Annotated in this window: 19 protein-coding genes; 9 read left to right on the forward strand and 10 right to left on the reverse strand. The window is 74.4% G+C overall.

Annotation, left to right across the window (positions count from 1 at the left end):
* Positions 1 to 11: 11 nt before the first annotated feature.
* From dnaG to ACIP2X_RS26255, 4 genes are all read right to left on the reverse strand, one after another.
* The gene (gene dnaG / locus ACIP2X_RS26240) at positions 12 to 1,910 is read right to left on the reverse strand and encodes a DNA primase (protein WP_401676952.1); all 1,899 of its coding nucleotides are present in this window, start codon (positions 1,908 to 1,910) and stop codon (positions 12 to 14) included.
* Positions 1,911 to 1,948: 38 nt separating this feature from the next.
* Complete coding sequence (locus tag ACIP2X_RS26245; protein WP_401676954.1) at positions 1,949 to 3,214, reverse strand: NAD(P)/FAD-dependent oxidoreductase; 1,266 nt, start codon at positions 3,212 to 3,214, stop codon at positions 1,949 to 1,951.
* Positions 3,215 to 3,371: 157 nt separating this feature from the next.
* Positions 3,372 to 4,670 carry a deoxyguanosinetriphosphate triphosphohydrolase gene (locus tag ACIP2X_RS26250; RefSeq protein ID WP_401676956.1) on the reverse strand — a complete coding sequence of 433 codons (1,299 nt, stop codon included), beginning with the start codon at positions 4,668 to 4,670 and terminating at the stop codon, positions 3,372 to 3,374.
* 507 nt (positions 4,671 to 5,177) lie between these two features.
* Positions 5,178 to 5,960, reverse strand: coding sequence for a sirohydrochlorin chelatase (locus ACIP2X_RS26255; protein WP_401676958.1), 783 nt, complete (start codon positions 5,958 to 5,960; stop codon positions 5,178 to 5,180).
* Positions 5,961 to 6,181: 221 nt separating this feature from the next.
* On the opposite strand from ACIP2X_RS26255, the gene ACIP2X_RS26260 reads away from it, so the two are divergent.
* A complete protein-coding gene (locus ACIP2X_RS26260) occupies positions 6,182 to 6,862 on the forward strand; it encodes a vancomycin high temperature exclusion protein (RefSeq protein WP_401676960.1) in 681 nt (226 codons plus the stop codon).
* 162 nt (positions 6,863 to 7,024) lie between these two features.
* Positions 7,025 to 9,280: a molybdopterin oxidoreductase family protein gene (locus tag ACIP2X_RS26265; RefSeq protein ID WP_401676962.1), complete on the forward strand. Its 2,256-nt coding sequence runs from the start codon at positions 7,025 to 7,027 to the stop codon at positions 9,278 to 9,280.
* Positions 9,281 to 9,312: 32 nt separating this feature from the next.
* Here ACIP2X_RS26265 and ACIP2X_RS26270 read toward each other — a convergent pair whose 3' ends face one another.
* Positions 9,313 to 9,726: a gamma-glutamylcyclotransferase family protein gene (locus tag ACIP2X_RS26270; protein ID WP_401676964.1), complete on the reverse strand. Its 414-nt coding sequence runs from the start codon at positions 9,724 to 9,726 to the stop codon at positions 9,313 to 9,315.
* A 123-nt stretch (positions 9,727 to 9,849) separates the two neighbouring features.
* On the opposite strand from ACIP2X_RS26270, the gene ACIP2X_RS26275 reads away from it, so the two are divergent.
* The 3 genes from ACIP2X_RS26275 (at position 9,850) to ACIP2X_RS26285 (ending at position 13,094) form a co-directional block, all read left to right on the forward strand.
* Positions 9,850 to 11,490, forward strand: a complete 1,641-nt coding sequence (locus ACIP2X_RS26275; RefSeq protein WP_401676966.1) for a M4 family metallopeptidase — start codon at positions 9,850 to 9,852, stop codon at positions 11,488 to 11,490.
* Between the two features lie 347 nt (positions 11,491 to 11,837).
* Positions 11,838 to 12,359 carry a hypothetical protein gene (locus ACIP2X_RS26280; protein WP_401676968.1) on the forward strand — a complete coding sequence of 174 codons (522 nt, stop codon included), beginning with the start codon at positions 11,838 to 11,840 and terminating at the stop codon, positions 12,357 to 12,359.
* 114 nt (positions 12,360 to 12,473) lie between these two features.
* Entirely contained in the window at positions 12,474 to 13,094 is a 621-nt protein-coding gene (locus ACIP2X_RS26285) for a class F sortase (RefSeq protein WP_401677249.1), read from the forward strand.
* Here the strand turns inward: ACIP2X_RS26285 and ACIP2X_RS26290 are convergent.
* Positions 13,078 to 13,434: a winged helix-turn-helix transcriptional regulator gene (locus ACIP2X_RS26290; RefSeq protein ID WP_401676970.1), complete on the reverse strand. Its 357-nt coding sequence runs from the start codon at positions 13,432 to 13,434 to the stop codon at positions 13,078 to 13,080. The two genes, ACIP2X_RS26285 and ACIP2X_RS26290, sit on opposite strands and share 17 nt — an antisense overlap.
* Positions 13,435 to 13,542: 108 nt before the next feature.
* On the opposite strand from ACIP2X_RS26290, the gene ACIP2X_RS26295 reads away from it, so the two are divergent.
* Entirely contained in the window at positions 13,543 to 14,454 is a 912-nt protein-coding gene (locus tag ACIP2X_RS26295) for an NAD(P)-dependent oxidoreductase (protein WP_401676972.1), read from the forward strand.
* Here the strand turns inward: ACIP2X_RS26295 and ACIP2X_RS26300 are convergent.
* Positions 14,451 to 15,233, reverse strand: coding sequence for a sulfite exporter TauE/SafE family protein (locus ACIP2X_RS26300; protein ID WP_401676974.1), 783 nt, complete (start codon positions 15,231 to 15,233; stop codon positions 14,451 to 14,453). The genes ACIP2X_RS26295 and ACIP2X_RS26300 overlap by 4 nt on opposite strands.
* A 138-nt stretch (positions 15,234 to 15,371) precedes the next feature.
* Here ACIP2X_RS26300 and ACIP2X_RS26305 point away from each other — a divergent pair, with 138 nt between their 5' ends.
* The 3 genes from ACIP2X_RS26305 to nirD are packed head-to-tail and all read left to right on the forward strand — an operon-like array spanning position 15,372 to position 19,558.
* Positions 15,372 to 16,610, forward strand: a complete 1,239-nt coding sequence (locus ACIP2X_RS26305) for an NAD(P)/FAD-dependent oxidoreductase (protein WP_401676975.1) — start codon at positions 15,372 to 15,374, stop codon at positions 16,608 to 16,610.
* On the forward strand, positions 16,611 to 19,211 hold the full coding sequence (gene nirB / locus ACIP2X_RS26310; protein WP_401676977.1) for a nitrite reductase large subunit NirB: 2,601 nt from the start codon (positions 16,611 to 16,613) through the stop codon (positions 19,209 to 19,211).
* Positions 19,208 to 19,558 carry a nitrite reductase small subunit NirD gene (gene nirD / locus ACIP2X_RS26315; RefSeq protein WP_401676979.1) on the forward strand — a complete coding sequence of 117 codons (351 nt, stop codon included), beginning with the start codon at positions 19,208 to 19,210 and terminating at the stop codon, positions 19,556 to 19,558. Before nirB ends, nirD begins: the two co-directional genes overlap by 4 nt.
* A gap of 33 nt (positions 19,559 to 19,591) precedes the next feature.
* Here nirD and ACIP2X_RS26320 read toward each other — a convergent pair whose 3' ends face one another.
* From ACIP2X_RS26320 to ACIP2X_RS26330, 3 genes are read right to left on the reverse strand one after another with little or no spacing between them, the layout of a single operon-like run.
* Positions 19,592 to 21,427, reverse strand: a complete 1,836-nt coding sequence (locus ACIP2X_RS26320) for a GMC family oxidoreductase N-terminal domain-containing protein (RefSeq protein ID WP_401676980.1) — start codon at positions 21,425 to 21,427, stop codon at positions 19,592 to 19,594.
* A complete protein-coding gene (locus ACIP2X_RS26325; RefSeq protein ID WP_401676983.1) occupies positions 21,424 to 22,872 on the reverse strand; it encodes a hypothetical protein in 1,449 nt (482 codons plus the stop codon). Before ACIP2X_RS26325 ends, ACIP2X_RS26320 begins: the two co-directional genes overlap by 4 nt.
* Positions 22,869 to 23,555 (reverse strand): FadR/GntR family transcriptional regulator, encoded by a 687-nt coding sequence (locus tag ACIP2X_RS26330; protein ID WP_401676985.1) that lies wholly within the window; start codon positions 23,553 to 23,555, stop codon positions 22,869 to 22,871. Before ACIP2X_RS26330 ends, ACIP2X_RS26325 begins: the two co-directional genes overlap by 4 nt.
* Positions 23,556 to 23,749: the final 194 nt, after the last annotated feature.

The raw sequence follows: 23,749 nt of genomic DNA on the forward strand, positions 1-23,749 counted from the left end.
CCGCCCGGGGGTCACAGAGCGGCGGCGCCGCGCTCCCGCAGGGCCTGGCCGTACTGCTGGAGCACCCACAACTCGTTCTGCACGGCCGCCAGTTGGGCCGCGTCGCCGCTGCCGCCCAGGCGGGCCAGGGTGCTCTGGACGTCCTGGATGCGGCGGTCGACGGCCCGGCGGCGGACCCAGACCAGCTGCTCCCCCGCGTACGCCTCGTCGACCGTGCGGCGCATGATCGCCTCGACCGCCAGCTCCGTGACCATCGCGCGGACGGCGTCGTCCGGGGCCGCCTCCCGGACCCGGATCAGGTACTGCTGGGGGTCCTGCACGCCGTACTCGGCGCCGCCCGCGTCCAGGACCGCCTGGCGTACGGCGGCGTAGGGCGCGGCGGTGAATTCGTCGACGCCGTAGGCGTCGAAGGCCGGGGAGACCAGCTCGGGTCGCTGGAGAGCGAGTTTGAGGAGCTCGCGCTCGGTGGCGTACACCGGGTTGCGCAGCGTCAGGGCCGGGCCCGACGTCCGGGGCGCGGGGGCGGCGTCGTACGGCTGCTGCGGGCGCGTCGGCGCCGGGCCCTTGCCGCCGCGGTCCCGGGCCCAGCGGGCCAGTTGCGCCACGCGCTTGACCACGAACTGGGTGTCCAGGATGCCGAGCATGCCGGCGAGCTGGACGGCGACCTCGTGCTGGGCGCCGCTGTTCTTGATCCGGGCGACGATCGGGGCGGCCTCGTCGAGAGCGGCGGCCCGGCCGGCCGGGGTGTCGAGGTCGTAGCGGACGACGATCTGGCGCAGGGCGAACTCGAAGAGCGGCGTGCGGGGTTCGACCAGGTCGGACACCGCGTCGTCGCCCTTGGCGAGCCGCAGGTCGCAGGGGTCCATGCCGTCCGGCGCGATCGCGATGTAGGTCTCGGCGGCGAACTTCTGGTCGTCCTCGAAGGCGCGCAGCGCCGCCTTCTGGCCGGCCGCGTCGCCGTCGAAGGTGAAGATCACGCGGGCCGAGCCGTTGTCCATGAGGAGGCGGCGGAGGATCTTGATGTGGTCGCCGCCGAACGCCGTGCCGCAGGTGGCGATGGCGGTGGTCACACCGGCGAGGTGGCAGGCCATGACGTCCGTGTAGCCCTCGACCACCACCGCGCGGCTGGTCTTGGCGATCTCCTTCTTGGCCAGGTCGATGCCGTAGAGGACCTGGGACTTCTTGTAGATCGCCGTTTCGGGCGTGTTGAGGTACTTCGGGCCGTTGTCCGTCTCGTAGAGCTTGCGGGCGCCGAAGCCGACGACCTCGCCGCCGATGTCCCGGATCGGCCACATCAGCCGGCCGCGGAAGCGGTCGATGGGGCCGCGGCGGCCCTCCTGGGAGAGACCGGAGAGCAGCAGCTCCTTGTCGGTGAAGCCCTTGCCGCGGAGATGACGCGTGAGGTGGTCCCAGCCCTGGGGGCTGTAGCCCACGCCGAAGTGGAGGGCCGCCGACTGGTCGAAGCCGCGGTCGGCGAGGAAGACCCGGCCGGTCTCCGCCTCCGGGCCGGTGGCGAGCTGCTCCGCGTACCACTCGGCGGCGATCTTGTGGGCCTCGACCAGGCGGATGCGCTCGCCGCGCTGATGGGCGGGGTTGTAGCCGCCCTCCTCGTAGCGCAGGGTGATGCCGGCCTGGGCGGCGAGGCGCTCCACGGCCTCCGAGAAGGAGAGGTGGTCGACCTTCATCACGAACGTGATGGTGTCGCCGCCCTCCTGGCAGCCGAAGCAGTGGAAGAGTCCCTTGCTGGGGCTGACCTGGAAGGACGGCGACTTCTCGTCGTGGAAGGGGCACAGCCCCTTGAGGTTGCCGCCGCCCGCGTTCCGCAGCTGGAGGTACTCGGACACGACGGCGTCGATCGGGACCGCGTCCCGTACCGCCTTCACGTCCTCGTCATTGATCCGTCCTGCCACGAGGTGATTCTACGGGGACGGAACGACAGTCCCGTCGGCTACGGGAGCAGACTGTCCAGCGGGACGTGCGGGTCGGCCAGGGCGTCGGCGTCCAGGGGCGCCTGCGAGCGGATCAGGTTCTGGATGGGCTCTGTGACGTCCCACACGTTCACGTTCATCCCGGCCAGCACCCGGCCCTCGGCCAGCCAGAACGCGATGAACTCCCGCTTGCCCGCGTCCCCGCGGATCACCACCTGGTCGTACGTCCCCGGCGGCGCCCACCCGGAGTACTCCATGCCCAGGTCGTACTGGTCGGAGAAGAAGTAGGGCACCCGGTCGTACCTGACCGGCCGGCCCAGCATCGCCCTTGCCGCGGCCGGGCCGCCGTTCAGCGCGTTCGCCCAGTGCTCGACGCGGATGCGGGTGTCGAAGAGGGCGTGCGGGAAGGCGGCGACGTCGCCGGTGGCGAAGATGTCGGGGTCGGAGGTGCGCAGCCGCTCGTCGACCACGACGCCCCCGCCGTGCGCCCGGTCCGCGATCTCCAGGCCCGCCGCCTCGGCCAGCCCGGTCCGGGGGGCGGCGCCGATCGCGGCCAGCACGTCGTGCGCGGGGTGCTCCTCGCCGTCGTCCGTGCGGGCGGCCAGCACCATGCCGTCCTGGCCGACGATCTCGGTCAGCCGGACCCCGAAACGGAACCGGACACCGTGGTCCTGGTGCAGCTCGGCGAAGAGGGCGCCCAGCTCCGGGCCGAGCACACCGTGCAGCGGGGTCGGCTCCGGCTCGACGACCGTGACCTCCGCGCCGTACTCCCGGGCCGCCGCCGCGACCTCCAGGCCGATCCAGCCCGCGCCGGCGACGACCAGATGGCCGTTGTCCCTGCCCAGCGACTGCAGGACGCCGCGCAGCCGCTCGGAGTGCGCGAGGCGGCGCAGATGGTGCACGCCGGCCAGGTCGGTGCCGGGGACGTCCAGGCGGCGGGGCTCGGAACCGGTGGCCAGCAGCAGCCTGTCGTAGCGGACGACGGTGCCGTCCTCGCCGAAGCGGACCGTCTTCGCCGTGCGGTCGATGGCGTCGACGGTCTGGCCGAGGTGCAGTTCGACGTCGTTCTGCGCGTACCAGGCGGGCTCGTGCACGAAGACGCTGTCGCGCTCCTCCTTGCCGAGCAGATAGCCCTTCGAGAGGGCCGGGCGCTCGTACGGGTGGTCGCGTTCGTCGCAGATCAGTATCACCCGGCCGCTGAAGCCCTCCGCCCGCAGCGTCTCGGCCGCCTTCGCACCGGCGAGCCCTCCTCCGACGATGACGAACGTCTGATCCGCGTCGACCACTTGATGCCTCCTCTTAATCGTGCCGCCCCGTGCGAGTTCAACGTGCGGTCATATGCGAGCGTCCCGCACGCAGCGTGATGCGGGAAGAGGGGGTGCCCCGATCAGGCCACGCAGGGTCACCTTCGGCGCCTGGTGGGGGCCCCGTGGAGCGCCGGTCTCACAGGTGCGCCGTCAGCCGCACGTGGAGCGAGCGCGCCGAGGCGTCCGTCAGGGACGCGATCTGATCGACGATCACCCGTTTGCGGGCGCGGTCGTCGGGCGCATGGTCGAACAACGCGCGGAACTGCGGGTCCAGTCCGTCCGGGGCGCGGGCGGTGAGCGCCTCCGCCAGTTCGGCGACGACGACCCGCTGATCGGCGCGCAGCCGGGCCTGTTCGGCACGCTGCATGACGTACCGGTCGGCGACCGCCTTCAGCACCGCGCACTCCATCCGGGTCTCGCGGGGGACGACCAGTTCGGCGACGTACCGGGTGAGCCGGCCGGCGCCGTACGCTCCGCGGGTGGCGGTCTCGGCGGCCAGGCAGAAGCGGCCGATGAGCTGGCTGGTCGCGTCCTTGAGGCGGGCCTGCGCCTGGGCCGTGCCGTCGTAGCCGTGCGGCCACCACTCCTCGTCGAGGAGCCGGTCGAGGGCGGCGGCGAGCTCGGCCGGGTCGGTGTCCGCCGGGACGTACCGGCCGACGGCGACCTCGAACACCGCCCGCCGTTCCGGCTCCGCGTGCAGGCAGTTGGGGTCGATGTGGCCGGCGTGCAGGCCGTCCTCGACGTCGTGCACCGAGTACGCCACGTCGTCCGACCAGTCCATGACCTGGGCCTCGAAGCAGATGCGGGTGCCGGGGGCGTCCTTGCGGGCCCAGTCGAAGACCGGGCGGTCGTCCTCGTACACACCGAACTTCGGGGAGGCCGGGTCGGTGGGGTGGGCGCCGCGCGGCCAGGGGTACTTGGTGGCGGCGTCGAGGGCGGCGCGGGTGAGGTTGAGGCCCACGGAGCCGTCCGGGGTGAAGCGCTTGGGCTCGATGCGGGTCAGGAGCCTGAGGGACTGGGCGTTGCCCTCGAAACCGCCGCAGTCCTCGGCGAATTCGTTGAGTGCCTGTTCGCCGTTGTGGCCGAAGGGCGGGTGACCGAGGTCGTGGGAGAGGCAGGCGGCCTCGACCAGGTCGGGGTCGCAGCCGAGGGCCGCGCCGAGTTCGCGGCCCACCTGGGCGCATTCCAGGGAGTGGGTCAGGCGGGTGCGGGGGCTGGGGTCCCAGGCCGCGCCGGTCCCTCCGGGGGTCACCACCTGGGTCTTGCCGGCGAGCCTGCGCAGGGCGGCGGAGTGCAGGATGCGGGCGCGGTCGCGCTGGAAGGCTGTGCGGCCGGGGCGTTTGTCGGGCTCGGGGGCCCAGCGTTCGACCGACGTCGGGTCGTAGCCGGGGGGAGGGATGTGGTTCTCGTGCGGCTGCTGTGCGGTGCCTTCCATGACTCGACAGTAAGTGCAGGGGGTGACAAACGCGTACGCGTCTGCCGGGTTGTGGTGTGTTGGGGCGGGTGCGGGTGGATCGTGGCTTGTCGCGCAGTTCCCCGCGCCCCTGGGGGCGTCAGGCGGGCGCCGGTTGTCGGAGGGCCGCGGGTCGCGGGGTGCTGGGGCGGGTGCGGGTGGATCGTGGCTTGTCGCGCAGTTCCCCGCGCCCCTGGGGGCGTCAGGCGGGCGCCGGCTGTCGGAGGGCCGCAGGGGTGCGGGGGCGGGTGCGGGTGGTTCGTGGCTTGTCGCGCAGTTCCCCGCGCCCCTGGGGACGTCAGGCGGGCGCCGGTTGTCGGAGGCCGCGGGGGTGCTGGGGCGGGTGCGGGTGGATCGTGGCTTGTCGCGCAGTTCCCCGCGCCTCTGAGGACGTCAGGCGGGCGCCGGTTGTCGGAGGGCCGCGGGGGTGCTGGGGCGGGTGCGGGTGGATCGTGGCTTGTCGCGCAGTTCCCCGCGCCCCTGAGGACGTCAGGCGGGCGCCGGTTGGTGGAGGAGGGGGCGGGTGGGGGAGTTTGCCTCGTCGTAGCGGGTGAGTACGAGGTGGGCCATCAAGGGGTGGGCTCCCAAGGGGGCCGCGGTGATGCCCGGCGCCGCCTGCGCGCACTCGCGCGCGAAGCGGCCCGGCGCCGTGAAGTACGAGGCCAGGGCCGTGCGCTGACGGCCCTGCGCCCTGAGGGCGCGCAGCGCCTGCGCCACCGTGGGGGAGGTGGCCGAGGCGTAGGCCGCAAGGACCGGGACGCCGAGGCGCGCGGCGAGGAGCCGCGCGGTGCGGCCGGTGTCGGTCGCGGCGTCGGGGTCGCGGGAGCCGGCCGCGGCGAGCACCACGGCACTCGAGCGGCGTTCGGACTCCGTCACGGGGCCGCGCCAGCCCGCCTCGGCGAGACGGGCGCACAGGGTCTCCACGAGGAGGCGGTGCGGGCCGAGCGGCGCGGCCACCCGGGTGCGGGCCCGCGCGGCGGCGGCCATCTCGGGGATGTCCTGCTTGACGTGGTAGCCGCGGCTGAGCAGGAGAGGTACGAGGATCGCGTCGTCGTCGCCGAGGGCGGCGAGGGTGTCGGGCAGCAGGGGCTCGTTCAGCTCGATGTGGCCGAGGCGCACCCGCAGGCCGGGGCGCAGCTCGCGGACGCGGTCGAGCAGGGCGTGGACCGTGGCGAGGGTGCGCGGGTCGCGGCTGCCGTGGGCCACCAGGACCAGCGCCGGGGACCCGGGGCCCTGGCCGGACTCGTCGTGAAGCGGGAGCAACGCGGTCATGAACCGATCGTTGCGCCCCGACGTTGCCGCCCCGTTGCGCGGGCGTCACGGGTGTTTTCGTCGGGTTCACCGTCCGGGACCGGCGCGGTGTGAGGCGGGGTGACCTGGGGTTTCGGCGAGGGACGTGACGACGGCCACGGAACTCTCGGGCCTCGCGGAGCGTCTCTTCGTGTCGAACCGATGTGTCGCCGACGTGTCGGAGCCGACCGGGAGGGCATCCCATGAAGATCCGCCGACCGCGTCTGCCGCGCACCCGGACCGGGCAGCGGCGACTGGTGCAGGCGCTGCTCGCGGGGTGCGTGCTCGCGCTGCTGCCGTCGACGTGGATGTACGTGAGCACGGACGACCGGCTGCGCACGACCGCCGACGCGCCCCGCACCGAGGTCGCGGTCGTCTTCGGCGCCGGCCTGTGGAACGGCGAGCCGTCGCCCTACCTCGCCCACCGTCTGGACGCGGCCGCCGAGCTGTATCGCGCGGGGCGGGTGCGGGCGGTCCTCGTCACCGGCGACAACAGCCGCGAGGACTACGACGAGCCGGACGCGATGCGCGGCTATCTCACCCGGCACGGCGTCCCGGACGCCCGGATCGTCAGCGACTACGCGGGCTTCGACACCTGGGACTCCTGCGTGCGGGCCCGGAAGATCTTCGGGGTCGACGAGGCGGTGCTGATCAGCCAGGGTTTCCACATCCGGCGCGCGGTCGCGTTGTGCGAGGCGGCGGGGGTCACGTCGTACGGCGTCGGGGTGGACGAGCGGCACGACGCGACCTGGTACTACGGGGGCGTCCGGGAGATCCTCGCGGCGGGCAAGGCCGCGCTGGACGTCGTCCTGGAGCCGGATCCGCGGTTCCTCGGGCCGCGCGAGCAGGGGGTGGAACGGGCACTCGCCGCGGAGGAGGAGTGACAAGGGGCGACTGAATCTTGACCGGAATTGGTCGCAGACCTGCGCCCTTTTGAGCCACCTCGGCACCTCACGGCGGACCGGGCCCGGCGGGGAGATCACCGTCGCGCCCGTGTAACAAGGAGCCGACCCGGCACGTAACACCGGCCCCGCACGCTGGCCCGCATGGACCCCTCCGCGACGCCCACGCACTGCCCGTACTGCGCCCTGCAGTGCGGGATGACTCTCACGCCCGCCCCGGACGGGACCGTCGAGGTCGGTGAGCGTCCGGACTTCCCGGTGAACCGGGGGGCGCTGTGCGGCAAGGGCCGGACGGCGCCCGCGGTGCTGTCATCGCGGGTGCGGCTGACCTCGCCGCTGGTCCGCGAGAACGGCGTGCTGACGCCCGCGACCTGGGACGAGGCGCTCGGCCGGATCGCCGAGGGGCTGTCCTCGATCCGGTCGGCGCACGGACCCGACGCGCTGGGCGTGTTCGGCGGGGGCGGGCTGACCAACGAGAAGGCGTACTCGCTCGGCAAGTTCGCCCGCCTCGTGCTCGGCACCTCGCAGATCGACTACAACGGGCGGTTCTGCATGTCGTCCGCCGCGGCGGCCGGGACCAGGGCGTTCGGGCTGGACCGGGGGCTGCCGTTCCCGCTGGAGGACATCCCGAGGACGGGCTGCGTGATCCTGGTCGGCTCGAACCTCGCGGAGACCATGCCGCCGGCGCTGCGATACCTGACCGAGCTGAGGGACAACGGCGGCACGCTGATCGTCGTCGACCCGCGCCGCACCAGGTCCGCCGAGCAGGCCGACCTCCACCTCGCGCCCCGGCCCGGTACCGATCTCGCGCTGGCCGCGGGCCTGTTGCACCTGGTCGTCGCCGAGGGGCGGACCGACGAGGAGTTCATCCGGGAGCGCACGAGCGGCTGGGAGGACGCGCGGGCCGCGGCGATGGCGCACTGGCCGGAGTACGTCGAGCGGATGACCGGCGTGCCGGTACCGCAACTGAGGGAAGCGGTGCGGTTGTTCTGCGAGCCGGAGGCCGCGATGGTGCTCACCGCGCGCGGGCCGGAGCAGCAGTCCAAGGGCACGGACACGGTGGGCGCCTGGATCAACCTCTGCCTGGCGACCGGTCGGGCGGGCCGACCGCTGTCCGGGTACGGCTGCCTCACCGGCCAGGGCAACGGCCAGGGGGGACGCGAACACGGGCAGAAGGCCGACCAGTTGCCCGGGTACCGCAAGCTGACCGATCCGGCGGCGCGGCGGCACGTGGCCGGGGTGTGGGGCGTCGACCCCGACAGCCTGCCGGGCCCCGGCCGCAGCGCGTACGAGCTGCTGGACGCGCTCGGCGGCGACGTCAGGGCGCTGCTGCTGATGGGCTCCAACCCGGTGGTGTCCGCGCCGCGCGCCGCGCACGTGGAGGAGCGCCTCAGGTCCCTCGACCTCCTCGCCGTGTGCGACGTGGTGCTGTCGGAGACGGCGGCCCTCGCCGACGTCGTGCTGCCCGTGACGCAGTGGGCGGAGGAGAGCGGCACGACGACCAGCCTGGAGGGCCGGGTGCTGCTGCGCCGGCGGGCGATCACCCCGCCGGAGGGGGTGCGCAGCGATCTGGAGGTCCTGCACGAACTCGCCGCCCGGCTGGGCGTCGAGAAGGGGTTCCCGACCGACCCCGAGGAGGTCTTCGAGGAACTCCGCCGGGCGAGCGCGGGCGGTCCCGCGGACTACTCCGGCATCACCTACCGCCGTCTCGCCGAGGAGAACGGGGTGTTCTGGCCGTGCCCGGCGAACGTGGAGGACCCGGCCGCACCTGTCCGCGCGCCGGGGGCGGCAGGGGTGGCCCCCGCGTCCGGCGGACGCCGGCCCGGCGCGCCCGTGGGCGTGCACCCCGGTACTCCCCGGCTCTTCCTCGACCGCTTCGCCACCGAGGACGGCCTGGCCCGCTTCGTGTCCGTCGCGCACCGGGCCGCCGCCGAGGAACCCGACGACGCGTACCCGGTGGTGCTGACCACCGGACGGGTGGTGGCCCAGTACCAGTCCGGCGCCCAGACCCGCCGCGTCGACGAGCTGAACGCCGCCGCGCCCGGACCCTTCGTCGAGCTGCACCCGCACCTGGCGCGGCGGCTGGGCGCGGCCGAGGGCGACCCGGTGGCGGTCGTGTCCCGGCGGGGGCGGGCGGTGGCACCGGCGAGGATCACGCCGTCCATCCGCCCGGACACGGTCTTCATGCCGTTCCACTGGCCCGGCGAGGGGCGCGCCAACACCCTCACCAACCCGGCGCTGGACCCCGTCTCGCGGATGCCGGAGTTCAAGGTGTGCGCGGTGCGCGTGGAAGCCGTGGCAACCGTGAAAGCCGCGGTAGGCCCGGAATCCGGGGAAGCCCTGGAAGCCGGGTCGGAGCCGGCGGCCGCGACGCAGGTGAGCGAGGCGGCCACGGCGTAGACCGCACGGTCACGGCGCAGGCCGCGCGGGGCTCACCTGCGCGCCCGCCAGTCCCCGCCCTCGATCCGCTCGCCCCCGGCCCGCAGCCGGGCGGCGACCGCGGGGGCGGCGACGTACACCCAGGCCCGCAGTGTCGCGCCGTCGGTGTCCCGGACGACGTCGCGGGCGACGCGCTCGTAGAGGTTGCGGGCGTCTCCGGGCGCGTACTCCTCCAACCGGTCGAGCGCGGCGAGGAGTTCGCCGTAGGCGTCCGGCAGTGGCGTGATCAGTTCGCCGGTCACCACCGCGCCGGACTCCTCCACGGCGTACGGATAGCCCGGTCCTTCGTAGAGCACCGCGCCGGTGAGGCGGGCCGCCTCCTCGGTCCGGGTGCGGCCGCGCAGGAACGTGTCGTGGTGGGGCTCACCGGGGCGGAGGGTGCCGTAGACGAAGAACGGGAGGGTCACAGAAACGATTCTCACCCCTCACACACCCACACCGGACGCCTATGGACATGACAAGTCATGATCGCGTAAACCTCGGTGAACGTCTGCGCCGCCCCCCACTTCGGCGCCTTCCCGAGGAGACCGATGAGTCGAATACGGCACGCGCGAGCTTCCCGCCTCGCCGTCACCGCCGCCACCGCCGCGCTGCTGGCCGCCGCCCTCTCCCCCACCGCCGCGGGCGCGGCCGAGCGGCCCACCCGGGACCAGGCGGTCGAGAACGCGGCCGCGGCGCTCGCGCGACAGGCCGACGCCCTGGGCCTGACCGCCGCCCAGGGCACGACGGTCCGGGACGTGATCGTCGACCAGGACGGCACCCAGCACGTCCGCTACGACCGCACCTACGAACGACTCCCGGTCCTCGGCGGCGACTTCGTCGTCCATCTGGCCCCGGACGGCAGCTACCGCGGGGCGAGCCGGGCCACCCGCGCCGCCCTGTCCCTGCCGTCGGTCACGCCCCTGCTCTCCGCTCCGAAGGCCGCCGACCACGCCGCCAACTCCCTGCGCGCCACGCGTCTCGGTGAGGCGCTGAAGCGGCTGACGGCCAAGCCGGAACTGGTCGTCGACGCCCTGCACGGCACACCGAGACTGGCGTGGCGGACCGAAGCGGCCGCACTGGACGGCCGGGGCAACCCGGTCGCGCGCACGGTGCTGACGGACGCCCGCAGCGGCGCGCAGATCGACGCCTGGGACACCCTGGAGTCGGCGGAGGGCAAGGGGAGTTCGCTGTACGGCGGGACGGTGCCGCTGGAGACGACGGCCACGGGATCGTCGTACCAGCTCACGGACCCGACACGGGGCGGCACGTACACCGGTGACGCCGCGAACCGCTCCGACCTGTGTCTCCTCGGCACCATCTGCGTCGTGCGCGCCCCCTCGACCGTCTTCACGGACGCCGACAACCAGTGGGGCGACGGCACGACGACGGACCGGGTCTCTGCGGCGGTGGACGCCCAGTACGGCACCGACACCACCTGGGACTACTTCCACGACGTCCACGGGCGCAACGGCATCGCGGGCGACGGCAAGGGCTCGTACAACCGGGTCCACTACGGCACCCGGTACAACAACGCGTTCTGGGACGACACCTGCTTCTGCATGACCTACGGCGACGGTGACGGCACGAACATGGGACCGCTGGTGTCCCTCGACATCACGGGCCACGAGATGGCGCACGGCGTGACCTCCAAGACCGCCGCGCTGACGTACTCGGGCGAGTCCGGGGGGCTGAACGAGTCCACCTCCGACATCTTCGGCACCCTGGTGGAGTTCCACGCGGGCAACGCGTCGGACAAGGGCGACTGGCTGATCGGCGAGAAGGTCGTGCGCGCGGGCTTCGGGCGGGAGGCGCTGCGCCACATGGACCGCCCCTCGCGCGACGGCCTCTCGGCCGACTGCTGGAGCTCCGCCGCCGCCGGCCTCGACGTCCACTACTCCTCCGGCATCGGCAACCACTTCGCGTACCTGCTGGCGGAGGGCAGCGGCGCCAAGGCGATCAACGGCGCGGCCCACGACTCCCGCACCTGCGACGGCTCCGCGGTCGAGGGCATCGGCCGGGCCAAGCTGGGAGCGATCTGGTACCGGGCGCTGACGGTGTACATGACCTCGTCGACGGACTACGCCGGAGCGCGCACCGCGACCCTGAAGGCCGCGGCGGATCTGTACGGGGCGGACAGCGTGGAGCACTCGGCCGTGGGGGCGGCCTGGAGCGCGGTGAACGTGGGCTGAGCAGCGCACTCGCCCCGAGGCCGGTCGTCTCCGAGTCGCCCCGACTCACCCCGGAGACGGCCGGCCTCGCCGTGTCCCCGAGGCGGGGTCACCCGTTCACACCTCCCTCTCGCCCCCTTCGGATACTTTTCCCCGCCCTTCTTTCCGAGAGCCCTTGACCTGCTGAAACGCACGGGAGTGCGCACCTCGCGGGGGGCCGGGGGCACCCGTTCACCGTAAATCTGACGGCCCCTCAGCAAGCGGGCTCGCCGTCCTGCCCTTTACCTCGGAAGTGCAGGGGCGACCGACGGCGGCACATGGGGGTGCCGCGGGCCGTTGCCCGCCGGAGACGCTCGTGAGGAGCATCGATGCGACGCACCGCCCGTCTGCTGATCGGTACGGCACTCGCGGTCGCCACCGCGGGGTCGCTCGACGCGCCCGTGTACGCCGCCGACGGCGCGGGCCTGGAGGTCTTCCCGTCCACCGCGGTGCCCGGCGGTGACGTCACCGTGAACACCACGGCCTGCGGGAAGGACGGCACGGCCGAGGGCGACGCCAGCGCGGTGGGCGCCGGGCGCTTCACGCTGGCGCCCAGCACGCACGAGGGCGACGCGATCGGGCAGTTCCGGGTGCCCGCCAGCGCGCAGCCGGGGACGTACGAGATCGTCGCGAAGTGCCCCGGGGGTGGGCCGGAGGTCCGTGGTGACCTGGTGGTCGTCATGGAGTCGGCGCGGGGTTATGTGCACCCGAAGGGAATTGTGAAGACGGGGGTCGGCGGCGCTCTGGGCTCCGACCCCGTGCAGACCGCGGCCGGCGTGGCGGCTCTCGCCGTCGCCGGCGCGGGCGGTACCTGGCTCCTGCATCGCCGGGCGAGAGGCGACGGGATCTGACGGACACCCTCCGCTGTCCGTCCGCCGGTACCGCAAGTCCCCACCCCCTCCGGGTCCGACGCCCCTCGCGGCCCGGAGGGGGAACGGGTGGAACAGTCGAGCTGGGAGGCCGACATGGGCAGGTACGGCAACACCGGCGACGTCGCGATAGCCGGCGTCACCGTCTTCGCCCTGTGCGCCGGCGCGTGGTTGCTGACCGGCGGCGACGCGCCCCCGCAGCCGTCGGCCGCCGAGGCGCGGGTCGGCACGGCCCTGCGGCAGCAGGCGGCGCCGGGACTGCCGCCGTCCCCGCCCGACCGCATCCGGATCCCCGAGATCCGCGTGGACGCACCCCTGATGGGCCTCGGCCTGACCCGCGCGGGCAGCCTCGACGTGCCGCCCGCCGCGCACAAGAACCTCGCCGGCTGGTACGAGGCGGGCACCACGCCCGGGGAGACCGGCACCGCCATCGTCGCCGGGCACGTCGACAACACCGAGGGACCCGCCGTCTTCTTCCGCCTCGGCGCCCTCAAGCGCGGCAGCGCCATCGAGGTGGACCGCCGGGACGGCAGCGTCGCCCGGTTCCTGGTGGACGCGATCGAGGTCTACGACGCCAAGGACTTCCCCGACGAGAAGGTGTACGGCGCGGCGGCCCGTCCCGAGCTGCGGGTGATCACCTGCGGCGGCGGCTACTCGCGCAGCACCGGCTACCAGGGCAACGTCGTGGTGTTCGCCCATCTCACGGGGAGCGCGTGACGCCTTCCGGGGACCGTGCGAGCACATGGGCGCTCCCCCACGCGCCGAGCGGCTCCAGCGCCTCGTTGAGGGCCGCACCCCGGGGGGTCAGCGAGTACTCCACCCTCGGCGGCACCTCCTCGTACACCTCGCGGTGCACGATCCCGTCCGCCTCCAGCTCCCGCAGCTGCGCCGCGAGCACCTTCTCCGTCACCCCGGGCAGTTCCCGGCGCAGCTCGCCGAAGCGGTGCGGCCGCACGTGCAGCGCCCACAGGACGAGCACCTTCCACTTCCCGCCGATCACATCCATCGCCGCGTCGATCCCGCACACGTACGCGCCCGGCCGTCGTCCCACCGTCATGTCCGCTCCACCCCGTCCTCCCGCTGCCTGCACGCTTCCCCCCAGGTAACCACCCACTCGCAAGTACGTACTTGAGCAGGCCGTTTCCCCTCACCGAGGCTGAACGCCATGACCGAAGACACCTCTTCCCCGACCCCGCTCACCCTCCTCGGCACGGGCGCCATGGGCACCGCCCTCGCCCGCGCGTGGCTCGCCGCCGGCCACCCCGTCACCGTCTGGAACCGTACCCCCGCCCGCGCCGAGCCCCTCGCCGCCGAGGGCGCCGCCGTCGCCGGCAGCGCGGCCGCCGCGGTGGCCGCGAACAAGCTGGTGATCGCCTGTCTGCTGGACGACGCCTCGGTCGGCGAGGTCCTGGCGGGCGCCGAGCTGTCCGGCCGCGACCTCGTCGACCTCACCACCGGCACGCCGGGCCAGGGCCGCGCCCGCGCCGCCTGGGCGACGGAGCGCGGCGCCCGGTTCCTGGACGCGGGTGTCATGGCCGTTCCGCCGATGGTCGGCGACCCGGCGTCCGGGGCCTACGTGCTGTACAGCGGCTCGTCCGGGCTGTTCGAGGAGCACCGCGACACCCTGGCGGTCCCGGCCGGCGTCCGCTACGTCGGCCCGGACCCGGGCTTCGCCGCGCTGCACGACGTGGCGCTGCTCAGCGCGATGGACGGCATGTTCGCGGGCATCACCCACGCCTTCGCGCTGATCCGCGGGGAGGACATCGCGCCGCGCGAGTTCGCCCCGCTGCTCGTGTCCTGGCTGACCGCGATGGCGCCGGCCGCGCTGGACACCGCCGACAGGCTGGCGGGCGGCGACTACACCAAGGACGTGGTGTCCGGCCTCGCCATGCAGGTGGCCGCCAACGCCACGCTGCTGCGCACCGCCGAGGAGCAGGGCGTCAGCACGGAGCTGCTCACGCCGTTCATGGGACTCATGGAGCGCCGGCTGGCCGCCGGTCACGGCGCCGAGGACACCACGGGGGTGATCGAACTACTACTCACCGGCGACGCGCAGGGCCTGTCCGACAAGCCCTAGGCCAGCCACTGTTCGTAGGCCAGGTTCGCCACCAGGGCGAACACCACCGTCAGCAGCACCACCCGGACGAATCCGCTGCCCTTCTTCAGCGCGGTGCGCGCGCCCAGGGTGCCGCCCGCGAGGTTGAACACGGCCATCACCGCGGCCAGCTGCCACAGCACGGTGCCCTGCCAGGCGAAGGTCGCCAGGGCGCCGGCGTTGGTGCAGCAGTTGACGATCTTCGCCGTGGCGGAGGCGGTGACCAGGTCGAGGTGGAGCACGGCGGTCAGGGCCAGGACCAGGAAGGTACCGGTCCCGGGGCCGACCAGGCCGTCGTAGAAGCCGATGCCCAGGCCCGCGAGGCCGATCGCGGCGAGGACGCGGCGCCGGGTGACCGGGCCCGGCGCCGGGGCGGTGCCGAAGGCGGGCTTGAGGATCACGAAGGCGGCCACGGCGAGCAGCACCACCATGATCAGCGGCTTGAGCACCTCCGTGCTCATCCCGGCCGCGAAGAAGGCCCCGCCGCAGGAGCCCGCGAGCGCGGCCAGGCCGATACGGATCGCCATCGGGACGTCCACGCGGGCCTTGCGGGCGTACGTCACGGCGGCCCCGGTCGTGCCGACGATGGCGACGGCCTTGTTGGTGCCGAGCGCGTACGCGGCCGGGGTGCCGGCGGGGAGCCCCAGCAGCAGGACGGGCAGGAGCACCAGGCCTCCCCCGCCGACCACGGCGTCGATCCAGCCGGCCGCGAGGGCGGCCAGGCACAGGGCGGCGACCATGGCAAGGGGTATGTCGGGCATGATCGCGACCCTATCCCGGGGCTCCCGCCCCACCGGCGGGGCCCTCACAGCCGGGCCCCGCCCCCGCTGAGGGCAGCGTTCCCGGTGGGAAACAGAGGTGATGCCGCCGGGTAACACCCGCCCCGCACGCTGCGAGGCATGACCTCGGATACGCGTGTGGTGGTGATCGGCTCCGGCCTCGCGGGTGCACGGCTCGCCCGGCGGCTCGGTGAGCTCGGCACGCCCGCGCTGCTCGTCGGCGAGGAGGAGCACCGCCCGTACAACCGGGTCCTGCTCGCCGAGGTGCTCGCCGGCCGCTACGAGCCGGACGTGATCGCCCTGCCGGGCCTCACCGCCCCGGCGGAGCCGCTGCGCGCACGGGTGACCGGCATCGACCGCGAGGCGCGGACCGTGCGCTGCGCGGACGGCTCGGTGGTTCCCTACGGCACGCTGGTGCTGGCCACCGGCTCGAACCCGGTGCTGCCGCCGCTACGCGGCCTGTTCACCCCCGGCGGCCGGGAGCTGCCCGAGGGCGTCCACGCGTTCCGCACCATGGACGACTGCCTGGGCCTGTCCAAGGCGGTCCGCCCCTCGGCGCGCGCCGTCGTCATCGGCGGCGGGCTGCTCGGGGTCTCCGCCGCCCGGGCGCTCGCGGTGCGCGGGGCGCAGGTCGTGCTCGCCCAGCAGGCCGAGCGGCTCATGGAGCGGCAGCTCGACCCGGCCGCCTCCCGGCTGGTCGGACGCCATCTGAGGGATCTCGGCGTCGAGGTGCACACCGAGTGCCGGGTGCGCGGCGTGCGGGTCGTCGCCGGTGCCGTCCGCTCCGTCGAGCTGGCCGACGGCTACACCCTCGACGCCGACCTGCTGGTCCTGGCCTGCGGTGTCCGCCCCCGTGTGGGGCTGGCCCGGACGGCGGGGCTCACCGTCGGCGAGGGCGTCCTCGTCGACGACGAGTTGCGCACCTCCGACCCGCACATCCACGCGATCGGCGACTGCGCCCAGCACGACGGCACCCTCTACGGCCTCGCCGCCCCCGCGCTCGACCAGGCCGACACCCTCGCCGCCCTGCTGTCCGGCAGCACCACCGCGCGCTACACCGGCACCCGCGCCCTCACCCGCCTCACCCTCGCCGGCCGGGCCCCCGCGGGCCTGGCCCCCTTCGACCTCGCCGCGTTCGGCGAGACCCAGCCCCGCCCGGGGGACGACGTCGTGCAGCTCGCCGACGCCACCCGGGGCACCTACCGGAAGGTCGTCGTCCGCGACGACCGGCTGGTCGGCGGGGTGCTCGTCGGCGAGCTCGGCACCGTCGGCGCCCTCGCCCGCGCCTGGGAGGGGGCGGAGCCGCTCCCCGCCGACGGCCCCCTGCTCCACCTGCTCACCCACGACGGAGGCTCCTGAATGTCCGCAGACACCCCCACGATCGTGCTCGTCGGCCATGGCATGGTCGGCCAGCGCTTCCTCGAAGCGCTCGCCGAGCGCGGCCTGACCAGGACGCACCGCGTGGTCGTGCTCTGCGAGGAGCCGCGTCCCGCCTACGACCGCGTCCAGCTCACCTCGTACTTCTCCGGCCGCACCCCCGAGGACCTCTCCCTGACCGACGAGGCGTTCCTCGCCGAGCACGGCATCGACCTGCGCCTCGGTGACCCGGCGGAGCGGATCGACCGGGCGGCCCGCACGGTCACGGCGCGCTCCGGCGAGGTCGTCGCCTACGACGTCCTGGTCCTCGCCACCGGCTCCTACCCCTTCGTCCCACCGGTCCCCGGCAAGGACGCGGACGGCTGCTTCGTGTACCGCACGATCGAGGACCTGCTCGCCATCGAGGCCCGCGCCGCGGAGGGGGCCCGGGTGGGCGCGGTGGTCGGCGGCGGCCTGCTCGGCCTGGAGGCGGCGGGCGCCCTCAAGGGCCTCGGCCTGTCCACCCACATCGTGGAGTTCGCCCCGCGCCTGATGCCGGTGCAGGTCGACGACGGCGGCGGCGCGGCGCTGCTGCGCACCGTCGAGGGCATGGGGCTGAGCGTCCACACCGGCACGGGCACGCAGGAGATCGTCACGGACGCCGCGGGCCGCGTCAGCGGCATGAGGCTCTCCGACGGCGGTGAACTCGCCGTCGACCTGGTGGTGTTCAGCGCCGGCGTCCGTCCCCGCGACCAGCTGGCGCGCGACTGCGGGCTGGCGGTCGGCGAGCGCGGCGGCATCACCGTCGACGAGCGGTGCCGGACGGTCAGCGACCCGCGCGTGTTCGCGATCGGCGAGTGCGCCCAGGCGGTGGACGGCCGGGTGTACGGCCTGGTCGCCCCGGGGTACGAGCAGGCCGCGACGGCGGCGGCGACGATCGCCGCCGACGAGGCGTCCTTCGTCGGCGCCGACCTCTCCACCAAGCTCAAGCTGCTCGGCGTGGACGTGGCCTCCTTCGGCGACGCGCACGGCACCACGGCCGACTGTCTCGACGTCGTCTACTCCGACTCCCGCAGCGGCCTGTACAAGAAGCTCGTCATCGGCCGCGACGGCACGCTGCTCGGCGGTGTCCTCGTGGGTGACGCGGAGGCGTACGGCACCCTGCGCGCCCTCACCGGCTCCGTCCCGCCCGTCGCCCCCGAGTCCCTGGTGCTGCCGGCCGGTTCCGGCGGCGGTGCCCAGCTCGGCCCGTCCGCGCTCCCCGACGACGCGGTGATCTGCTCCTGCCACAACGTCACCAAGGGCGCCGTGCGGGGCGCGGTGACGGACCACCGGTGCGTGACGGTCCCCGAGGTGAAGAAGTGCACCAAGGCCGGGACAGGTTGCGGCAGTTGCGTCAAGGTGCTCGGCCAGCTGGTCACCGCCGAGCTGGAGGCGAGCGGCGTCGAGGTCGACAAGGGGCTGTGCGGCTGCTTCGCGCAGACCCGCGAGGAGCTGTACGAGATCGTGCTCGCGCTGCGCGTCACGTCGTACCAGGACCTCCTCGACCGCCACGGCAGGCAGGGCGCCCGGGGTGGCGACGGCTGCGAGGTCTGCAAGCCCGCGGTCGCCTCGATCATCGCCTCGCTCGCCCCGGCGATCGGCGCGAGCGGCCATGTCCTGGACGGCGAGCAGGCGGCCCTTCAGGACACCAACGACCACTTCCTCGCCAACCTCCAGCGGAACGGCTCGTACTCCGTCGTGCCCCGGATCCCCGGCGGTGAGATCGCCCCGGAGAAGCTGATCGTCATCGGGGAGATCGCCCGGGACTTCGGGCTCTACACCAAGATCACCGGCGGCCAGCGCATCGACATGTTCGGCGCGCGCGTCGAGCAGCTGCCGCTGATCTGGACACGCCTGGTGGACGCGGGCTTCGAGTCGGGCCACGCGTACGGTAAGTCGCTGCGCACGGTGAAGTCCTGCGTGGGGCAGACCTGGTGCCGCTACGGCGTGCAGGACTCGGTCCGGATGGCGATCGACCTGGAGCTGCGCTACCGGGGCCTGCGCTCCCCGCACAAGCTCAAGTCGGCGGTCTCGGGCTGCGCCCGGGAGTGCGCCGAGGCCCAGTCGAAGGACTTCGGCGTGATCGCCACGTCGAACGGCTGGAACCTCTACGTCGGCGGCAACGGCGGGGCGACGCCGCGCCACGCGGACCTGCTGGCGCAGGACCTGTCGGACGCCGAGCTGATCCGCCTGATCGACCGCTTCCTGATGTTCTACATCCGCACGGCGGACCGCCTGGAGCGCACCTCGACATGGCTGGAGCGCGTCCCCGGCGGCCTCGGCCACGTGCGGGAGGTGGTGGTCGAGGACTCCCTGGGCATCTGCGAGGAACTGGAGCGCCTGATGGCGGCGCACGTCGCGCACTACCGCGACGAGTGGGCCGAGACCATCGCCGATCCCGAGAAGCTGGCCCGCTTCGTCTCCTTCGTGAACGCGCCCGACACCCCCGACCCGGTCGTCGCCTTCGTTCCCGAACGCGACCAGATCAAGCCCGACCTGCCGCTGTTGTCGATCGGCCTGCCCCGTGCGGCAGACGTCCTGGAAGGAACCGCTCAGCGATGACCCTGGCACCCGAGACGACCGACCTCGTGATCCAGCTCCAGCTGGCCGACGGCTGGTTCGCGGTCTGCGACCTGCGCCGGCTCCTGCCCGGCCGGGGAGTGGCGGCGCTGCTGCCGGACGGGGACCAGGCCGCCGTCTTCCGCGACCGGGCGGGCGGCCTGTACGCCCTCGGCAACCGCGATCCGTTCACCGGCGCGGCGGTCCTCTCCCGCGGCCTGACCGGCACCCACCAGGGGCGCCCGTTCGTCGCCTCCCCTCTGCTCAAGCAGCGCTTCGACCTGCTGTCGGGGCAGTGCCTGGACGACGAGACCGTACAGGTGCGCACGTACGAGGTGCGCGCGGCCTGAGCGCAGGGGGCGGGGCCGCTCCCGCCCGCCGCCTCACCGCTCCAGCCACGCCTCGGTGACCGCAAGGGCGGCGGCCATGATGCTCAGCTGCGGGTTCACCTCGGGGCAGCTCGGCAGCACGGACGCGTCGGTGATCAGCACTCCCGTCACGCCCCGGAGCCGTCCCACCGGGTCGGCCGGGGCCCGCCGCGCGTCGGCGCCCGCGGCCACCGTGCCGGTGGGGTGGTAGGCCGACAGATGCAGGCTGCGCGCGCTCACCCGGGCGAGGACGGCGTCCAGTTCGGCGAGGGTGCGGGCGCGCGGAGCGGCGGGGATGCCGGTGAGGACCTCGCGCGCGCCCGCGGCGAGCAGCAGCTCGCCCATGGCGCGCACGGCCCGGGTCAGCCGGCCCGCGTCACGGGGGTCCAGGTCGTAGCGGAGCAGCGTGCGCTCGCGGCCCATGACCCGGCCGGAGGGGCGGTCGGCGATCATCGCGCCGAGCGTGGCGAGGTGCCCCGCGTCGGCCAGCTCACCGCGCAACCGCCTGCCCAGGCCCGGCAGGACGAAGGACCCCATGCCCGGCGGGGTGGCCGTGGCCTCGATCAGGATGCCCTCGCCGTGGTGCTCCTCGACGCCGGCGCTCTGCAGTACGCCCTCCCAGGCGAGGACCGGCTCGGCGAACCGCCCGGCGACGCTGGTGGCCGGGTGGACGCTGAGGTTGCGGCCGAGCCGTGGGTGGCCGCCGAGGCCGGAGCGCCGCAGCAGCGGCGGCGACTGGAGGGCGCCGGCGGCCACCACCACGAGCGGCGCCAGGATCTCGAACTCCCCGCCGCCGTCCCGTCGCACCCGCACGCCCGCCGCACGCGGCCCGCCGGGCCGGTCGCCGTCCACGAGGACCCGGCGTACCCGGGCGCCGGTCACGATGCGTGCCCCGGCGGCACAGGCGTCGGGCAGGACGGAGAGCTGGACGCTCTGCTTGGCCCCGGTGGGACAGCCCACCACGCACTGGCAGGACCCCTTGCAGCCGGGCGCGTTGCGCCGCAGCGGCGCGGCCCGCCAGCCGAGCCTCTCGGCACCGGCCAGCGCGAGCCGCCCGTTGGTGCCGAGCACGTCGAGGGGCTGACGGGCGACGCGCAGGGTGCGTTCGGCCTCGTCGAGGCAGGGCCCGAGGCGCTCGGCGAGCGCGAAGCCGAAGTCGTCGCGCCAGCGGGCCACTACGTGGCCGGGGGTGCGGTAGCAGGTGCCGGAGTTGACCACGGTGGTGCCGCCGACCGCCCGGCCGACGGGCAGCAGCAGCGGCGGGTCACCGAGGGCGACGGTGGCGCCGCCGTCGCGGTACAGCTCGGCGAACCGGTCCAGCGGGGCCCGTCCGCCGAACGAGGCGGTGGAGTGGTGGTGCCCCTCCTCCAGTACGACGACGTCGAGTCCGGCGCGGGCCAGGGTGCGGGCCGCGACGGCGCCGCCCGCGCCGGAGCCTACGACTACGGCGTCCGCGGTGGAGCGGGCGGGCCAGGCACCGGCGGGCGTGCAGTCGAGCGGGGGGTCGGGGGGCGCCGGCGCGACGGGCTTCGCCCCGTCCTGGAGCAGGCGTTCGGTACCGGCCGCCAGCAGGACGGGCACCTTGAGCACGTCCAGGAGCGGGAGCAGCGCACGGTGCCCGCCCAGGCCCGCGAGGACCGACTCCCGCTCGGCGGGGGTGAGGCGGGCGAGTCCGCGTCCCGTGCGGGCCACGGCGTAGGCGTCGACGGCGAGCGCGGCGGCCCGTACGCCGGAGCGGGCGGGCAGCGGCATCGCGTCGAGGACGCGGTCGAGGCGGGCGGGCACCCGGGCGGGCCAGGGCTCGGTGCCGTCGTCGGCGAGCAGCGCGGCCACGAATCCGGTCAGGCTCATCGGGTGCCCACCTCCGCGTGGGCCGTGCCGTCCAGGTGCCACTCGGCCTCGGTGCGCCAGCCCCCGGGCCACCACTTGCGCTCCAGCAGGACGTGGGCGTCGGCGCGTTCGCTGTTGCGGCACAGTGCGGGGGTGCCGTCCGGGTCGGTGTAGTCGAGGGCGAGGGTGCGCTCCGCGGGCTGGGTGACCTGGACCCGGATGCGGCGCAGTCCCGCGCGGCCGGTCACGGTCCAGGTGGGCAGTGCGACGTCGGCGCGGAACCGGCCGAGGCCCGCCCAGCCGATCGCGCCGCGCTCCGCACGCCGCGGCCAGGTCTCGCCGCCGCGGCGCAGCCGCAGGAACACCAGCGGGGGCAGCCGGCGCAGCACGGGCCGCATGGACACCGCGGCGACCACCTCCAGGACGTCTCCGTCGCCGAGGTCGGCGTGCAGCCAGGCCCAGCGGCGGGCGTTGCCGTGCCCGTAGATGCGGGCCGAGCCGCCGGGGGCGCCGTCGAGGGTCAGGGTGGTGCCCTCGTAGGTGAAGGTCCCGTCGTAGGCGGCGCGCGCGGCGGGCAGGATCTGGGCGGCGGGGAGCAGAGGGCGGCGCCATGACCAGCGGGGGAAGGTGAACAGCGGCTCGTCGGCGGCCCGTTCGGTGAGGTCCCAGTGGAAGGTGTCCGCCGCTCCGGTGAGCCGGCCGGGGCCGGCCGCGACGCCCGCCGCCGCGAATCCGTCGCCGGGCCGGTCCCACGGCGCCGGGCCGAAGCGGGCGTGCCGCACGGGTCCCCGCGCGGGAAAGGCGGCGGCCCAGCCGTGCGCGTACGGCGGGGATCCGTCGGCGGGCGCGGTGAGTTCGTGGTGGAGCCAGACTCCGGTGCCGGTGGCCGGGTCGGTGAGGGTGGTGTACCAGACCTCGGTGCGTCCGGGCTCTCCGTTCCAGCGGGGCGCCATGAGCGCGTGCGCGTCCTGACGGCGGGGGAAGCGGAAGCTCGCGAGGAACGGCGCGAGGCCGGTGGTGAGGGGGAACCGCAGGGTGCCGGTGCCCGCCCGCGTCCCGTTCTCGTACAGGGTGAACGGCAGCACGGTCATCGAGGTGAGCGGGTGGCGCGGGGTCAGCGACTTCCAGCCGTCGAGGGTGAGGTGGCGGCCGTCGGCGGTGAAGCTCAGGCGGTAGCGGATCCGGCGCCTGGCGAGGGGGGAGATCTCCAGCTCGCCCCGGGTCCCGGGGTCGTCGGCGAGGCCCGCGATCCGCAGGCGTCCGGTGGCGGCCGCCCGGGTCGTGGCGAGGAGCCGCAGCACCCGGTCCGCCGTCACGCGCAGGTCCAGGCGGATCCGGCGGGTGCGGTCCTCGCCGTCGAGCCGGACCGTGCCGAGCATCGTCTCGCGGAACGCCGTGCCCCGTGTCCCCGGTGTCCGCCGCGCGCCGGCGCCCGGCCCGGCGGGGGTGTCCGTCCCGGCCGTCACGCGAGTCCCTCCAGCATGATCCGCTCGGTCGCGGTGAGATAGGCCTCGGCCGCCTGCCGCGCGCCGTCCTCGTCACCGGCCATCACGGCGTCCACCACCGGTGCGAGCCGCGCGTGGGCGGCCTCCGGGTCGGTGAAGGGCCCCACCAGGGCGGCGCGCACCGGCAGATAGGCGTTGAAGAGGGTGTTGGTCAGCAGGACGTAGACGCGGTTGCCGGTCGCGCGGGCCAGGGCCCGGTGCACCTCGATGTCCGCGAGCTGGACGTCCGCGCCCCCGTCGGCCTCGCGCACGGCGCCGAGCAGGGCGCGCAGGTCGGCGCGGTCGCGCGCGGTGGCCCGCGCCGCGGCCCGGCCGGCGATCAACCCGCCGACGGCGCGGCGCACTTCGAAGACCTCGCCCACCCAGTCCGGGCTGTGCCGCACCAGCATGGGCAGCAGGTCGGCGCCGCCGAGGCGCGCGAAGTCCCGTACCCGGGTGCCCACTCCGTGCTTGGTCTCCAGCAGGCCCGCCTGGACGAGCCGGCCGAAGGCGTGCTTGAGGGTGGTGCGGTTGACGCCGTAGCCGTCGGCGAGCCGGCGTTCCGGTGGCAGATAGCTGCCGACCGGGTGCCGCCCGGCGAGGATGTCCTCGCGCAACCGCCCTTCCAGGACGTCGACGACGGTGTCGCGGGGCAGTGCCTCCATGCGGTTCCTCCGTGGTGCGCCTCGGTGACCCGGTGACTCAGTGGATGAGCCACCCAACCAACGCGACAGCGGGAAGTCAACAGGTCGTGCACACACGGCACTTGAAGAAGGACCGGGCGGACGGGCGCCGCGCCGCCTGCCCGTGTGCACGCCGCCGACGCGTCACGGGCCGTCCACGGCGTGTCCACCCCGCT

The organism is Streptomyces sp. NPDC089424, from assembly GCF_044749345.1.
Taxonomy (GTDB): Bacteria; Actinomycetota; Actinomycetes; order Streptomycetales; family Streptomycetaceae; genus Streptomyces.